This is a genomic window from Streptomyces caatingaensis (genome assembly GCF_001187435.1).
GTDB lineage: Bacteria > Actinomycetota > Actinomycetes > Streptomycetales > Streptomycetaceae > Streptomyces > Streptomyces caatingaensis.
In genome coordinates, this window is the sequence record NZ_LFXA01000002.1 from 87478 (window position 1) to 101556 (window position 14079).

General features: G+C 76.7%; 14 protein-coding genes. 7 read left to right on the forward strand and 7 right to left on the reverse strand.

Annotated elements, in window-relative coordinates; all coding sequences use genetic code 11:
* Positions 1 to 34 precede the first annotated feature (34 nt).
* Positions 35 to 1225: a 4-hydroxybenzoate 3-monooxygenase gene (locus AC230_RS01195; RefSeq protein WP_049714047.1), complete on the reverse strand. Its 1191-nt coding sequence runs from the start codon at positions 1223 to 1225 to the stop codon at positions 35 to 37.
* A 40-nt stretch (positions 1226 to 1265) separates the two neighbouring features.
* Complete coding sequence (locus AC230_RS01200; protein ID WP_049714048.1) at positions 1266 to 2459, reverse strand: thiolase family protein; 1194 nt, start codon at positions 2457 to 2459, stop codon at positions 1266 to 1268.
* A gap of 122 nt (positions 2460 to 2581) precedes the next feature.
* Between AC230_RS01200 and hemG the strand changes: the two genes are divergently transcribed.
* Both hemG and hemQ read left to right on the forward strand, forming a co-directional pair.
* Positions 2582 to 4024, forward strand: coding sequence for a protoporphyrinogen oxidase (gene hemG / locus AC230_RS01205; protein ID WP_049714049.1), 1443 nt, complete (start codon positions 2582 to 2584; stop codon positions 4022 to 4024).
* Between the two features lie 5 nt (positions 4025 to 4029).
* A complete protein-coding gene (gene hemQ / locus AC230_RS01210; RefSeq protein ID WP_049714050.1) occupies positions 4030 to 4743 on the forward strand; it encodes a hydrogen peroxide-dependent heme synthase in 714 nt (237 codons plus the stop codon).
* A 151-nt stretch (positions 4744 to 4894) separates the two neighbouring features.
* On the opposite strand, the gene AC230_RS01215 is transcribed toward hemQ, so the two are convergent.
* Positions 4895 to 6469 carry an alpha/beta hydrolase gene (locus AC230_RS01215; protein WP_049714051.1) on the reverse strand — a complete coding sequence of 525 codons (1575 nt, stop codon included), beginning with the start codon at positions 6467 to 6469 and terminating at the stop codon, positions 4895 to 4897.
* A gap of 183 nt (positions 6470 to 6652) precedes the next feature.
* Between AC230_RS01215 and AC230_RS34190 the strand changes: the two genes are divergently transcribed.
* A complete protein-coding gene (locus AC230_RS34190; protein WP_053160925.1) occupies positions 6653 to 7357 on the forward strand; it encodes a nuclease-related domain-containing protein in 705 nt (234 codons plus the stop codon).
* Between the two features lie 400 nt (positions 7358 to 7757).
* On the opposite strand, the gene AC230_RS01225 is transcribed toward AC230_RS34190, so the two are convergent.
* Positions 7758 to 7982, reverse strand: a complete 225-nt coding sequence (locus tag AC230_RS01225; RefSeq protein WP_053160927.1) for a BlaI/MecI/CopY family transcriptional regulator — start codon at positions 7980 to 7982, stop codon at positions 7758 to 7760.
* A gap of 69 nt (positions 7983 to 8051) precedes the next feature.
* Positions 8052 to 8765: a peptidyl-tRNA hydrolase gene (locus AC230_RS01230; protein ID WP_049714052.1), complete on the reverse strand. Its 714-nt coding sequence runs from the start codon at positions 8763 to 8765 to the stop codon at positions 8052 to 8054.
* 86 nt (positions 8766 to 8851) lie between these two features.
* Here AC230_RS01230 and AC230_RS01235 point away from each other — a divergent pair, with 86 nt between their 5' ends.
* The 3 genes from AC230_RS01235 to AC230_RS32840 are packed head-to-tail and all read left to right on the forward strand — an operon-like array spanning position 8852 to position 10506.
* A complete protein-coding gene (locus AC230_RS01235; RefSeq protein WP_049714053.1) occupies positions 8852 to 9697 on the forward strand; it encodes an ABC transporter ATP-binding protein in 846 nt (281 codons plus the stop codon).
* On the forward strand, positions 9694 to 10341 hold the full coding sequence (locus AC230_RS01240) for a hypothetical protein (protein WP_049714054.1): 648 nt from the start codon (positions 9694 to 9696) through the stop codon (positions 10339 to 10341). The genes AC230_RS01235 and AC230_RS01240 overlap by 4 nt, the downstream gene beginning before the upstream one ends.
* Before the next feature lie 24 nt (positions 10342 to 10365).
* On the forward strand, positions 10366 to 10506 hold the full coding sequence (locus tag AC230_RS32840; protein ID WP_198535373.1) for a hypothetical protein: 141 nt from the start codon (positions 10366 to 10368) through the stop codon (positions 10504 to 10506).
* 75 nt (positions 10507 to 10581) lie between these two features.
* Here AC230_RS32840 and AC230_RS01245 read toward each other — a convergent pair whose 3' ends face one another.
* A complete protein-coding gene (locus AC230_RS01245; protein ID WP_078870994.1) occupies positions 10582 to 11487 on the reverse strand; it encodes a polysaccharide deacetylase family protein in 906 nt (301 codons plus the stop codon).
* A gap of 576 nt (positions 11488 to 12063) precedes the next feature.
* Positions 12064 to 13176, reverse strand: a complete 1113-nt coding sequence (zapE, locus tag AC230_RS01250) for a cell division protein ZapE (protein ID WP_049714055.1) — start codon at positions 13174 to 13176, stop codon at positions 12064 to 12066.
* 72 nt (positions 13177 to 13248) lie between these two features.
* Here zapE and AC230_RS01255 point away from each other — a divergent pair, with 72 nt between their 5' ends.
* Positions 13249 to 14040 carry a pyrimidine reductase family protein gene (locus AC230_RS01255; protein WP_049714056.1) on the forward strand — a complete coding sequence of 264 codons (792 nt, stop codon included), beginning with the start codon at positions 13249 to 13251 and terminating at the stop codon, positions 14038 to 14040.
* Positions 14041 to 14079: the final 39 nt, after the last annotated feature.

The window sequence follows — 14079 nt, forward strand, 5'->3', positions numbered from 1 at the left end:
GTCATGGACAGTGCCTACCCCTGCCTGCCGGCCGTCAGACGAACGGCGCGTCGCCCGGCAGCCCCGCGTAGTTCTCCGCGAACTCGGCCGCGGCGGCCGTGGGCCCGACCAGCCGGTCGAGCCGGCTGGCCCGCAGCCGGCGCTCGTACGCGTCCGCGCCCGGCGCCGCGTGCAACAGCGTCGTCATCGTGTGCGCGAAGTGCTGCGCCTGCCAGACGCGGCGCAGGCAGTGCTCGGAGTAGCGGTCGAGCAGCGCCGTCGAGCCGCTCCGGCGCAGGTGCGCGAAGGCGCGGGCCATGGTGACGGCGTCGGCGAGGGCCAGTCCCGTGCCCTTGGCCGCGGTGGGGGGTACGACGTGCGCGGCGTCGCCGGCGAGCAACAGCCGCCCGTGGCGCATGGGTTCGACCACCTCGCCGCGCAGCGGGACCACGCACCGGTCCGAGAGCGGCCCCGGGTTCAGCGGCCGGCCCGCCACGGCCAGCCGGACCTCCAGCTCCTCCCGGACCCGCGCGTCCGACCAGTCGTCCGGCCCCGTGCCGGCCGGCACCTGGAGGCAGAGCCGGGAGCCCTCGGGGAAGCGCACGCCCTGGAGCGCGAAGCCGCGGTCGTGCGCCGCCAGCAGCAGTTCGTCGCCGGTGGGCGGGGCGCCGGCGGAGACGCCCAGCCAGGCGTAGGGGTAGCCGCGCCGGTGCAGCCGCGCCGCCCCGGAGACCAGCAGGGCCCGGCGCGCGACGCCGTCCGCGCCGTCGCATCCGGCGACGTAGGAGCACTCCAGTACGTGCTCCTCGCCGGCCCGGGAGTACCGGACGAGGGGACGCTCGCCGTCGAGGCCCTCCAGGGCGGTCACCCGGGCGTCGAACAACAGGGGCGCGCCGTCGGCGAGCTGGAGTGCGATCAGGTCCTTGACGAGCTCGTGCCGCGGATAGAGCGTCGGGGCCCGTCCGCCCGTCCGTCCCGCGACGTCGAAGCGGTGCGCCCGGCCGCCGAAGCGCAGCTCGAACCCCTCGTGGAGCACGCCGTCCACGTCGAGCCGCCCGGCCGCGCCGCAGGCGCGCAGCGCGTCCACCGCGCCCTGCTCCAGGAACACCCCGCCCCGCGGCCTGCCCTCCAGCTCCGCCCGGCTCAGCGCCTCCAGCACCACGCAGTCCACCCCGGCCCGGTGCAGCAGCCGGGCGAGCAGGAGGCCGGCGGGCCCGGCCCCGACGATGCCGACGGTGGTGCGCACGGTGCGGTCGCCTCCCGGGGGTCGGGGCCGGACCCGGCCGTCAGCGTTCGAGGACCAGCGCCTGACCCTGCCCCACGCCGACGCACAGCGCCGCGACGCCCGTTCCGGAGCCCGCGGCGGCGAGCTGGTGGGCGAGGGAACCGGCGAGCCGGGCCCCGGAGGCGCCCAGCGGGTGCCCGATCGCGAGGGCTCCGCCGCGCCGGTTGACGAGGGCGGGGTCGAGTTCCGGCCACTCCGCGAAGCATCCCAGGGCCTGTGCGGCATACGCCTCGTTCAGTTCGAAATGTGTCAGGTCGGCGAAGCCCCGGCCGGCCCGGCCGAGCGCCCGGCGCACCGCCTCCACGGGCCCCAGTCCGTACAGGTCCGGCTCGATGCCCGTGACCGCCGACGCCCGGATCCGGGCGAGCGGTTCGCGGCCCGTCGCGCGCAGCCCGGCCTCGTCGCAGAGCAGCAGCGCGGCGGCGCCGTCGTTGAGCGGGCAGGAGTTGCCCGCGGTCACCGTGCCCTCCTCGGGGCGGAAGGCGGGCTTCAGCCGGGCCAGGGCCGCCAGGGACGTGTCCTCGCGGACGCTCTCGTCGCGGCCGAGCGCGGCGTCCGGCAGCGGGACGACCTCGTCGGCGAAGACGCCGTCCCGCCAGGCGCGGGCGGCCTTCTCATGGCTGGCCAGCGCGAAGGCGTCCTGCTCGGCGCGGCCGATGCCGTGCTTGTCGGCGATCCGCTCGGCGCCCTCGCCGAGGGAGACCGTCCACTCCTCGGGCATGGCCGGATTCGTCATCCGCCAGCCCAGCGTCGTCGAGTACAGCTGCTGGTGTCCGGCGGGGAAGGCACGCTCCGCCTTGGGCATCACCCAGGGCGCGCGGCTCATCGACTCCACGCCGCCCGCGACCGCCACCGAGGCGTCCCCGACGGCGATCGCCCGGTACGCCTGGACGACGGCCTCCAGGCCGGAGGCGCACAGCCGGTTGACGGTGGCGCCCGGCACGGTGACCGGCAGGCCGGCGAGCAGGACGGCCATGCGGCCCACGTTGCGGTTCTCCTCGCCGGCGCCGTTGGCGTTGCCGAGCACGACCTCGTCGATCCCGGCCGGGTCGAGCGCCGGCGAGCGGCCGAGCAGGGTCCGCAGGACGTGCGCGGCCAGGTCGTCGGGGCGGACGCCGGCCAGGGCGCCGCCGTACTTGCCGAAGGGGGTGCGGACGGCGTCGGCGACGTAGACGTCCCGGATGCGGTCGTTCATGCGGTCTCCACGAGGTGTTGGCGCGGCCGACTGACCGTTCGGTCGCGAGTCTCGGCATCCTCCCCGAGCGCTGTCAATGGGGTGCGGGCCGGCGGAGGGCGGCCGTCTGAGACAGTGATCCCATGAGCGAAGACCGCAACCGCGCACCGCGCGTGGCCGTGATCGGCGGCGGCGTGTCGGGGCTGACCGCCGCCCTCCGCCTGCTGGAGGGGGGTGCGCGCGTCACCGTCTTCGAGGGCACCGGCCGCCTGGGCGGCAAGCTCCTCGCGGGCGAGATCGCGGGCGTGCCCGTGGACCTCGGCGCCGAGTCGATGCTGGCCCGCCGGCCGGAGGCGGTCGACCTCGCCCGCTCCGTCGGCCTCGGCGACCGCCTCCAGCCGCCCGCCACCACCACCGCCGGGGTGTGGACCCGCGGCGGTCTGCGCCCGCTGCCCAAGGGCCAGATGATGGGCGTCCCCGGCGACCTCGACGCGCTCGCCGCCTCCGGCGTGCTCTCGCCCGAGGGCCTGGCCGCCGTCGCCCGCGACGCCGAGCTGCCGCCCACCGAGGTCGGCGACGACGTGGCCGTCGGCGCGTACGTGGCCGAGCGGCTGGGCCACGAGGTCGTGGACCGGCTGGTCGAGCCGCTCCTCGGCGGCGTCTACGCGGGCGACGCCTACCGCACCTCGATGCGCGCCGCCGTCCCCAAGCTCTTCGAGGCCGTCCGCACCCACCGCTCGCTCACCGAGGCGGTGCGCTCCCTCGCCGCCGCCGCCCCGCAGCAGGCCGGTCCCGTCTTCGCGGGCCTCGCCGGCGGCGTCGGAACCCTGCCGCCCGCCGTCGCCCGCGCCGTCCGCGCCGCCGGCGGCGAGATCCGCACCGGCGCGCCGGTCACGGCGCTGGAGCGCACGGAGGGCGGCTGGCGGCTCGGCCTCGACGGCGCGTACGAGGCGGCCGACGCCGTCGTCCTCGCCACGCCCGCGCACGACGCGGCGCGGCTGCTCGCCCGCGTGTCGGCCCCCGCCGCCGCGGAGCTCGCGGAGATCGACTACGCCTCGATGGCCCTGGTCACCCTGGCCTTCCGCCGCGCCGACGTCGCCGGGCTGCCCGCCGGCAGCGGCTTCCTCGTCCCGCCGCGCGACGGCCGCCGCATCAAGGCGTCCACCTTCGCCGGCAACAAGTGGGGCTGGATCGCCGAGGCCGATCCGGACGTCTTCGTGCTGCGCACCTCCATCGGCCGCTACGAGGACGAGGGGGACCTGCGGCGCGACGACGACGAGCTCGTCCGCATGTCCCTGGAGGACCTCGGCGCCGCCGTGGGGCTGGCCGCCACGCCGCTGGAGAGCCGCGTCACCCGCTGGGACCGGGGCCTGCCCCAGTACCCCGTCGGCCACCTCGCCCGCGTCGCCCGCGTCCGCGGTCATGTCGCGGCCCTGCCCGGCCTGCGGGTCTGCGGCGCCGCCTACGACGGCGTCGGCATCCCCTCGTGCGTCGCCGGCGCGCGCCGGGCGGCCGAGGAGCTGCTGGCGGCCCTGCCGGCCATGCCGACCCTGCCCGAGGGCGCCGGCGCCGCGGGGGGACAATAGGGACCATGACTGACGCCCAGAAGATCCCGAACGCCGGCAAGAAGGCCAAGGACCTCAACGAGGTCATCCGCTACACCCTCTGGTCGGTGTTCAAGCTGCGTGACGTGCTCCCGCAGGACCGCTCCGGCTACGCGGAGGAGGTCGAGGAGCTCTTCGCGCAGCTCGCCGAGAAGGACGTCACGGTACGCGGCACCTACGACCTGTCCGGGCTCCGGGCCGACGCCGACGTGATGATCTGGTGGCACTCCGAGACGTCCGACGCGCTCCAGGACGCCTACAGCCGCTTCCGCCGCACGCGCCTCGGGCGGGCCCTGGAGCCGGTCTGGTCGAACATGGCGCTGCACCGTCCCGCCGAGTTCAACAAGTCGCACATCCCGGCCTTCCTGGCCGACGAGACGCCGCGCGACTACGTCAGCGTGTACCCGTTCGTGCGCTCCTACGACTGGTACCTGCTGCCCGACGAGGACCGTCGTCGCATGCTCGCCGACCACGGCAAGATGGCCCGCGGCTACCCGGACGTCCGGGCCAACACCGTCGCCTCGTTCTCGCTGGGCGACTACGAGTGGATCCTCGCCTTCGAGGCGAACGAACTGCACCGGATCGTGGATCTGATGCGTCATCTGCGGGCTTCCGAGGCGCGGATGCATGTCCGCGAGGAGGTGCCGTTCTTCACCGGGCGGCGGAAGGCGGTCGCGGAGCTGGTGGCCGGGCTGGCGTAGGGCCGGCCGGCCGGGCGCGGCCCGGGGGCCTCTCCCCGCCCCGCCCTTTCACCGTTTCCCAGGCCCGCCAGTCGTCTCCCGCCCCGGGCTCCGCCCCGCCGTTGGCCTCGGACGGCGGGGCGGGCCGGTTCGTGGGGGGCTCGTGGGGGCGTCAGTTCGCCCGGGGTTGGGGGCGGCCCGGGCAGGTGGTGTGGCGGGGTGGGAGGGCGCCGGTGAGGAGGTAGTGGTCGAGGTGGGCGTTGACGCAGGTGTTGGGGCCGCCGCCGATGCCGTGGGTGCCGGCGCCGCGTTCGGTCACGAGTGATGCCCCGGGCAGGCGGCGCAGCAGTTCCAGGGCGCCCGCGTACGGGGTGGCCGCGTCCCGTTCGGCGGCCAGGAGCAGGACGGGCGGGAAGGCCTTGCGGGGCACCCGGACGTCCAGGGGCTGCTGCCGGGGCGTCGTCCAGTACGCGCACGGCAGGTTCATGAACGCGTTGGCCCAGGTCTCGAACGGCGCCCTGCGGGCGAGCCGGGTGTTGTCCCGGTCCCACTTGTGCCAACTGCGCGGCCAGGGCGCGTCGTTGCACTCCACGGCGGTGTAGACGGCGTTGCTGTTCTCGGCCGCCGGGGCGCCGGACGCGCTGGGGGCGGCGAGCGCGACCAGCGGGCCGTCGTCGCCGCGCAGGTACGCGGAGAGGGCGCGCGCCCCCGACGCCCACGCGCTGTCGGTGTACCCGGCGCGGACGAGCGCGCCCTGGAGCTGGCCCGGCCCGACCCTGCCGCCGGCGGCCCGCCGGTGCAGTTGCCGCATCGCCCGGTGGTACGAGGCGAGCACCTGCTGCTCGGTGCGGCCGAGGTGGTAGACGGCGTCGTGCCGGGCGGCCCAGCGCCGCCAGTCGGTCCAGCGCCGCTCGAACGCGGCGGACTGGTCGAGGTTGTTGCGGTACCAGATGTGGTGCGGGTCGGGGTTGACCACGCTGTCGAAGACCATCCGGCGGACGTGGCCGGGGAAGAGCGTCGCGTAGACGGCGCCGAAGTACGTCCCGTAGGACGCCCCGAGGTAGTTGAGCCGCTGCTCGCCGAGGGCCGCGCGCAGCACGTCGAGGTCGCGCGCGTTGTTGCGGCTGGTGAAGAACTGGAGGTCGGCGCCGTTGCGGGTGCGGCAACCCCGCGCGTACGCCCTGGCCTTGGCGATCTGCTGCTTCTTGTACGCGGCGGTGGGCTGCTCCGGCGCGTCGTCCGGCGCCTGGTTGAACGTGGCCGGGTCCACGCAGGACAGCGGCGCGGAGTGGGCGACGCCGCGCGGGGCGTAGCCGACGAAGTCGTAGGCCTCGGCGACCCGTTGCCACTGCGGCAGCCCGGCGAGCAGCGGGAAGATCATGCCGGAGCCGCCGGGGCCGCCGGGGTTGAAGACGAGGGCGCCCTGGCGGGCGGAGCGGGGCCCGGTGGCGCGGCCGCGGCTGACGGTGAGGCTGATGTGCCGGCCGTTGGGCCGGGCGTAGTCCACGGGGACGGAGACCGTGCCGCACTCCACGGTCCGCGGCAGGTTCTCGGTGGCCGGGCAGGCGCCGAAGGCGATGCCCTTGGCGGCGGCCCGCTCGGCGGCCAGCGCGACGCCGCGGGCCTCGGCGGGGCCGTCCGGGGAGAGGAGGGCGTCCGCGCCCTGGGCGGTGGGGAGGGGGGCGAGGACCGTGAGTCCGGTGAGGACGAGGGAGCCGACGGTTCCGTAGAGGGCAGCAGTGCGCACGGGTGTCCCTTCATATCTATTTGCGACAAAAGGGATATTTGATTCGGCAGTCGATGAAGTAAAGCACCCGGCGGAGATGTCGGCGGCGAAGGGCCCGAAGAGGTGGCGGGCGGGGGAGGCGGGCAACGGATGTTCGAGCGGGTTGGTTCCCGCCGGACTGCGGCAAGATGGCGGGAGGGGGTGATGGGCGTGCGCGAGCGGCCGGATACGGGTGCGGAGATCAAGCGGGGAGCCGTCGGGAGGAGCTACGACCCGGACCGGCTCTTCCTCCATCCCGACGACGACCTCGCCCCCAACCGCCCGGGGGAGGCCCTCCGCGCCGCGCTCGACGCGTCCCGGACGGGCCGCTGGTCCCTGCTCCTCGCCCGGCTGCTCGGCCGCCGGCCCGTGGAGGACGCCTGGCGGCGGGCGCTCTCCGCCGAACAGCTCGTCGGGGCGGAGCTGGAGGGGCTGACGCCGGGCGGCTGGGAGGTGCTCCACTCGGTCGTCCTGCCCGGGGACGCCGTCGTCCCCCACCTGCTGATCGGACCCGGCGGGGTCTTCTGCGTCCAGGTCGAGCCGGTGCGGCGGGCGGGGACGGTCGTGGCGGACGACGCCTTCGTGCGGGTGCCGGGGGAGCGGCATCCGCGGCCCGCCGTCCGGCGCGCCCGGCAGAGCGCCGCGCGGTGTGCTTCCGCGCTGACGCGGGGGTGCGGGTTCGGGGTGGGGGTGGCGGGGGTTGTGGTGCTGGCGGGGGCATCGGCGGTGGTCGCCGAGGCCGGGGACGTCGAGGTTCTGACGGAGCGTCAGGTAGGCGGGCTCGGCGCGCTGGGCGGTGTGCTCCGCCCGGAGCGGGTCGACCGGGTGCACACGGTGGCCCGGAACCGGCGGGTGTGGCTGGGATGCTGAGCGCCCCGCGCCTCGTCGGTCCGCCGACGGACGGGTGAACGCGGCGCTGCCGCTGCGCGGGGGTGCCCTGGACCTTGCCTAGGATGGCCGCCTTCGGTGGGGGCGGTTGGTGGTCGGCGGTTGGCGGGTGTCGGGTGCTGGGCGTTGTCGGGCGCGGATGTGCGGGCGGTGCGGGTGGTGTCCGGGTGCGTACGGGGGCTTCGCCCCCACCTCACGTGGGGGCGAAGCCCCCGCGCCCCCCGAAGCGTCCTGCGGGCTCCCGGCCCCCGAAGCGTCCTCCGGGCGCCGTCCTCGCGCACCGGACGGGCCGGACCGGCCCGGATCGGCCCGGCGCGGCCGGGCCGCAGCTCGCCGCGTGCGGAGACGGTGAGACGCCGACGGGGATCGGCGGGCGGCCCGCCTACGCCGCCACCGCGTAGGTGAACGCCAGTCCGCGCCGGGCGCGCACGAGCACCCGCTTGCCGTGCAGGCGCCGCAGGATCGCCACCACGGTGCAGTACGTGAGCGCCCCCGGCAGCTCCTCCTGGACCTCACGCGGGGTCAGCGGGCCTCCCGCCCGCTGGAGCGCCGCGAGGACCTCGCACTCCAGCGCCCCGTTCGCGCGGCGCCGCGTGCCCGTTCGCATCTGCCCTGTTCCTTCGGTGTCGGCCGTCCGTCGTCTGTCGACAGACGAGTGTACGGGGCAGGCGCCGGGTCAGGCGCGGGCCCGCAGCGCGGGGTGATCGGCGACCACCGTGCACGAGCCGGGGGCGATCTCCGTGAAGCCGGCGTCGCGCACCACCGGCAGCGCGGACGACGTCAGTTCCGCCCACCGCTCGGGGCCGGCCGTCCGGACGGAGAGGGCGAAGCCGTCCTCGCGCCAGGCCTTGCGCCCGGCGTCGTCCAGCGCCCACCAGGCGAGCTGGGCGCCGTGGCCGGCCTGGGCCATGGCCTTGCCGGCCGACATGCCGAGGCCGGGGTTGAGCCAGAGGACGGGGCGGCCGGGGGCCGGGGGAGCGGGGGCGGCCGGGTCGTCCAGTTCGGTGCCGGAGACCTGGAGCTTGACCAGCTCCTTGGGCCAGCCGTCCAGGGGGACGGGCGGGAAGACCCGTACCTCCGCGGTGGCGCCCGTCACCGTGATCCCCGGCAGGCCGCAGGCCCTGCGCCACTCCGCGCCGCGGGCCCGGCGGACGACCTTGCGGATGCGGGCGTCCTGCCAGTCCCGCACCGCCGCGGCCCACGCGCCGTCCCCCTCGGCGCGCTCGTCCGCGAGCAGCGTCAGCACCGCGCGGGCGGCGGTCTCCAGGGCGTCCGTGCGGGCGGGCGGCGCGGTCTTCTCCAGCCGCACCACCAGCGGCAGGACGAACTGCGGCGCGCCGTCACGGGGGTCGGCGGACGGGTCGGCGGGGGCGGTCTCGGCACTGCTCACGCCCCCAGTCTGCCAGCCGTCCCGCCGGCCCCCGGCGGCCGCTAGGGTGATCGCCGGTACGAGGGGGACGAGGGGGAGGGGACCCTGTGGAGCTCACCGGAGTCGGCCGTCGCCACGGCCTGCGCGGCCCCTGGATCCTGCGGGACGTCGGACTGCGGGTGCCGCGCGGCGCGCTGCTGAGGATCGAGGGCGCCAACGGGTCGGGCAAGTCCACCCTGCTGCGGCTGCTGGCCGGCATCGACGCGCCCAGCACCGGGCGCATCACCGGCCGGCCGCGCACCGCGTACGTCCCCGAGCGCTTCCCCGCCGCCCTGCCGCTCACCGCCGCCGGCTACCTCACCCGGCTCGGCCGCGTCCACGGGCTGCGCCGGCCGGCCGCCGCGCGGGCCGCGCTGGAGTGGCTGGAGCGCTTCGGCGCGGCCGGGCACGCGCACACCCCGCTGTCCCGGCTGTCCAAGGGCACCAGCCAGAAGGTGGCCGTGGCCCAGGGGCTGGTCGGCCGGCCGGAGCTCCTCGTCCTCGACGAGGCGTGGACCGGGCTGGACGCCGCCTCCCGGGAGATCCTCGACCGGGCCGTGCGCGAGCGCGTCGCCGACGGCGGGTCCGTCGTCTTCGTCGACCACGACCCGCGCCGGCTGGCCGGGCACTGCCACGCCGTGCACCGGGTGGCGGAGGGGCGGCTGTCCGCGGTGCCGGCGGTGCCTGCCGCGTCCCTGCCCCGCGTGCGCGTCGAGGCGGTCGGGACCGCGCCGCCGCCCGGCCGGCTGCCCGGCGATCCGCTCGCCGAGGACCTCGGCGGCGGTGCCGTCCGGCTGACCGTCGCCGCCGCCGACTCCGACGCGCTGCTGCGCGCCCTGCTGACCGCCCGTCCGCCCTGGCACATCCGCTCGGTGAGCGCCGCCGCGGACGCCCCCGAGGAGCCCCGCCCGTGACCTCCCTGCTGCGCTACCGGGCCGCCCTGCTGCTGCGGTCGCACCGCTGGCTGCCGCCGCTGCTGCTGTACGTCGTCCTCCTGAGCATCGGCGTCCGTCCCGGCGAGCCGGTGCTGAGCGGTCTCGGCCTCGCCGCCGGAGTGCTGCTGCCGGTGTCCGCCTGGCTGGTGCGGGTGTGCGTCACCGACGAGCCGCCCGCCGCCCGGGACTGCGTGGCCGCGGCAGCCGGGCCGTGGCGGGTGCACCTGGCGAGCGTCCTCACCGCCCTCCTCGCCGCCACGGCGCTGGGCGCGGCCGGGACCGCCGCCGTCACCCTGACCGGCCATCCGCACGGCGCCGGCCGGCTGCCCGCCGCGGGTTCCGGCTTCCTGGCCGCGCTGACCTGCGCGCTCGTCGGCACCGCCGTCGGGGCCCTGTGCAACCGGCCGCTGCTGCGCAGCACCGCCCGGTCCGTGCCGGCCACGGCGCTCGCCGTGCTGCTGGTGCTGATACCGGGCGGTTCGCCCGCGCACGCCGCGATGAGCGAGCTGGTCGCCGGCGCCCGGAGCGGGACGGCGGGCCGGCCGCTGCTGCCGCTGGCCGTCGCGGCGGTGTTCGCCGCCGGGGCGACGGCGGTGGCGTGCGCGCTCAGTTCGCGCCGGTAGGCGAGGCCGGTGGATGATGGGCCGATGGACGACCCCGTGACGACTCCCCGCGCCGACTGCGTGCACTGCGGCGGGCCCACCGAACACCCCGCCGACCGGCCGGGCATCACGCTCTGCCCGGTCTGCGAGTGGCAGGAGGCGCAGCGGACGGCCTGCTCGGGCTGAGGGCTGCCGCTCGGCCGCGGGGCTCGTCCGCGGATCTCATCCGCGGTTTTCACCTGCGGTTTTCATCCGCGGGTTTCATCGCGGAGCCGGGTTTTCATCCGGAGCCGTCCGTCCGCGGAGGAGATCCGACACCTTCACGAACTCGTAGCCCTTCGCGCGGAGTCGGGGGACGATCCGCTTCACGGCCGCCTCCGTGGCGGGGGCCGCGCTGCGGGTGCAGTGCATCACGACGACCGAGCCGGGCCGGACCTTGTCCAGCACCTCCGCCGCCACCGGTCCGGGGTCCTTGGCGAACGCGTCGCCGCTCACCACGTCCCACTGCACGGCCGTCACCTTCGCCGGGCCCAACTCCTTGAGCACGGCCGGGTTGTGACAGCCGCCCGGGAAGCGGAAGTACGGGACGGTGTGCTCGACCCCCGCCTTCCGGAACGCGGCGAACGCCTTCTCCACGTCCGCGCGGGCGCCGCCGCGGGGGACGGCCGGCAGCCCGTAGCAGGGGGACGCGAACGCGTGGTGGCTGTACGAGTGGTTGGCCACCTCGAACTGCGGGTCCGCGCCGATGGACTTCGCCTCGGCCGGGTACTGCTCCGCCCACCTGCCCGTCATGAACACCGTCGCCGGCACCTTGAGCGCGCGCAGCGTCGCGATCAGCGCCGGGTTGTCGAACCGCTCCCCGCGGGCGGCCCGCGGCCCCTGATCCGCCGTCATGTCGGCGTCGAAGGTGAGCGCGACGCGCTTGCCCGCGCGGCGGCTGCCGTGGGAGAAGACGGGGGTGGTGCCGCCGGGGCCCGGGGGGAGGGTGGGGATCACGCGGGGCGTGGGCTTCGCGCTCGGGGCGCTCGCTGTGCCGCCGGCACTGCTGCTCGCCGTGGCCGGCGCCTCTTTGGCGCTGCTGCTCCCTCCGCAGGAGGTGGCGCCGAGGGCGAGGGCGAGGAGGGTGGGTGTGATCGTGAGGAGGGGGAGGGTGCGGGGGCGGGATATGAGGGCCACGGGGGAACGCTATCGCGGCGTGGCGCGCGGCTGATGCGCCCCGGCCCCACCCCAACCCTCTGCCGCCGGGGCTGCGCCCCTGCGCGGCCCCGCTCGGGCGCTGCGCCCCGGTTCGGCCTGGAAGGTACGGTCCCTCCTCCGTGCCGCGGCGCGGGCCCACCCTGCGCTCCCGCTCGCCCTCGCCGCAACCGCGCTCTGCATGGTGGACCGTCGCGGCTCCGCCGCTCGTCCTTGAACTCCCCCGGAGGGGGTACTCCCCGGGCGGCGGAGCCCTGGAGGGGCGTTGGGGGCAGAGCTTCCGAGGGGGTTGGTGGGCGGAGCCCCCCGACGGGGCACAGGGGCGGAGCCCCGCGCGGGGTGCAGGGGGCGCAGCCCCTGCCTCGGCCCGGGGCCTGCCTCGGCCCGGGGCCTGCCGTCACCCGCCGCCGGTCCCCGCCCGGCGCCCGGCCCCCGGCGCCCCCGGCGCGCCGAGCGCGCTGCCGGGGAGAGGGGCGGAGCCCCGGGAGAAACGGTGAAAGGGCGGGGCGGGGAGGGAACCCCCGGCGGCAACCCCGCTCAGCCGTCCGCTCAGCCGTCCGCCAAGGACTTCGCGTCGCGCGCCAGCGCCGTAAGCCGGGAGATGGCCCGGAAGTACTTCTTCCGGTAACCCCCGGCCAGCATCTCCTCACTGAAGAGCTGATCGAACGGCCGCCCGGACGCCAGCACCGGCACCTCCCGGTCGTACAGCCGGTCCGCCAGGACGACGAGCCGCAGCGCCGTCGACTGGTCGGGCACGGGCTCGACACCGGTCAGGCAGACGGCGCGCACGCCGTCGCACAGCGCGCCGTACCGGCTCGGATGCACACGTGAGAGGTGGCCGAGCAGCGCGGGGAAGTCGTCCAGCGAGGCCCCGGGCACGGCGTGGGCGACGCGCTTGACGGTCTCGTCGTCGAAGGGCGCGGGCGCCTCCGGCAGCCCGCGGTGCCGGTAGTCCTCGCCGTCGATCCGCAGCGTACGGAAGTGCGCCGAGAGCCCCTGGATCTCCCGCAGGAAGTCGGCCGCGGCGAACCGCCCCTCGCCCAGCTTGCCCGGCAGCGTGTTGGACGTGGCGGCGAGCGCGACACCGGACTCGACGAGCTTGCCGAGCAGGGTGGAGACGAGCACCGTGTCCCCGGGGTCGTCGAGCTCGAACTCGTCGATGCACAGCAGCTTGTGCCCGCCGAGCGTGCGCACGGTCTGCTGGAAGCCCAGCGCGCCGACCAGGTTGGTCAGCTCCACGAAGGTGCCGAACGCCTTCCGTTCCGGGGCGGCGGGCGCCGCGTGCCAGAGGGAGGCCAGCAGGTGGGTCTTGCCGACGCCGTAGCCGCCGTCCAGGTAGACACCGCGCGGCCCGGCCGCCGCGGCCGGCTTCGCGGCCCGGCGGAACCAGCCCCGGCGCCCGCCGCCCGCCGCGGCCGGCCCGCCGAGCCCGGCGGCGAAGGAGCCGAGGACCTGGACGGCCTCGGTCTGGCTGGGCTGGTTCGGGTCCGGGATGTACGTGTCGAAGCGCACGGCGTCGAAGCGCGGCGGCGGCACCATCTCGGCGACCAGGCGCTCGGCGGGGACGTGCGGGGTGCGCTCGGTCAGCGCGACGGGGCCGCCGGCGGAGGGCCCGGCCGGGCGATCGGCGGCGGACGGTGCGGCAGAGGAAGAGGACGACACAACCGTCCAGCGTAGCCCGCCCGCAGCGGCCGCACCGGCGGGCACGGAGCGAGGCATGTCACACTGCGGCCCATGCGACGTCTGTTCCCCCCGCCCACCGCCCCCGTCGTCCCCGCCGAGTCCGAGGACCGCGAATGGGGGCTCGACGAGCTGGCCGACGCCTACGCCTACCCGGCCGGGACCGCCGACGGCCGCCCCTGGCTGCGGGCCAACATGGTCTCGTCGCTGGACGGCGCCGCCCACCACGAGGGCCGGTCGCAGCCGCTGTCCTCCGCCGCCGACATGCGGGTCTTCGGCACGCTGCGCGCGCTCGCCGACGCGGTCGTGGTGGGGGCCGAGACCGTCCGGCAGGAGGGGTACCGTCCCGCCCGCGCCCGCGAGGCGTTCGCGGCGCGCCGGGCCGCGCTCGGGCAGCCGTCCGCGCCGGTGATCGCGGTGGTGAGCGCGGGGCTCGAACTCGACTTCTCGCTGCCGCTGTTCACCGGGCCGCTGGTGCCGACCCTCGTCCTGACCGGCGAGGCCGCCCCCGCGGAGCGGCGGGACGCGGCGCGCGCGGCGGGCGTCGAGGTGGTCGTGGCCGGGGAGGGGAGGACGGTGGACGTGGCGCGGATACCGCAGCTCCTCGCCGCCCGCGGGATGACGCGGCTGCTGACCGAGGGCGGGCCGCGGCTGCTGGGGCAGTTCGCCGCGGCCGGGGTGCTGGACGAACTGTGCCTCTCGCTCGCCCCGATGGTCGCCGCCGGGACGGCGCCGCGCATCGCGGGCGGTCCGCCGCTGGCCGTTCCCGAGCGGTTCGCGCTCGCCTCGGTGCTGGAGGAGGACGGCTTCTTGTTCACCCGTTACCGCCGCCGGGTCGCCTTCTGACCCCGGTCCGATCTCCGTCTGACAATCGGCGGAATTCGC

Coding starts and splice junctions, on each gene's coding strand:
- AC230_RS01200 (WP_049714048.1), bottom strand. CDS start 2,459: ATGAACGACCGCATCCGGGACGTCTACGTCGCCGACGCCGTCCGCACC.
- hemG (WP_049714049.1), top strand. CDS start 2,582: ATGAGCGAAGACCGCAACCGCGCACCGCGCGTGGCCGTGATCGGCGGC.
- hemQ (WP_049714050.1), top strand. CDS start 4,030: ATGACTGACGCCCAGAAGATCCCGAACGCCGGCAAGAAGGCCAAGGAC.
- AC230_RS34190 (WP_053160925.1), top strand. CDS start 6,653: ATGGGCGTGCGCGAGCGGCCGGATACGGGTGCGGAGATCAAGCGGGGA.
- AC230_RS01225 (WP_053160927.1), bottom strand. CDS start 7,982: ATGCGAACGGGCACGCGGCGCCGCGCGAACGGGGCGCTGGAGTGCGAG.
- AC230_RS32840 (WP_198535373.1), top strand. CDS start 10,366: ATGGACGACCCCGTGACGACTCCCCGCGCCGACTGCGTGCACTGCGGC.
- AC230_RS01255 (WP_049714056.1), top strand. CDS start 13,249: ATGCGACGTCTGTTCCCCCCGCCCACCGCCCCCGTCGTCCCCGCCGAG.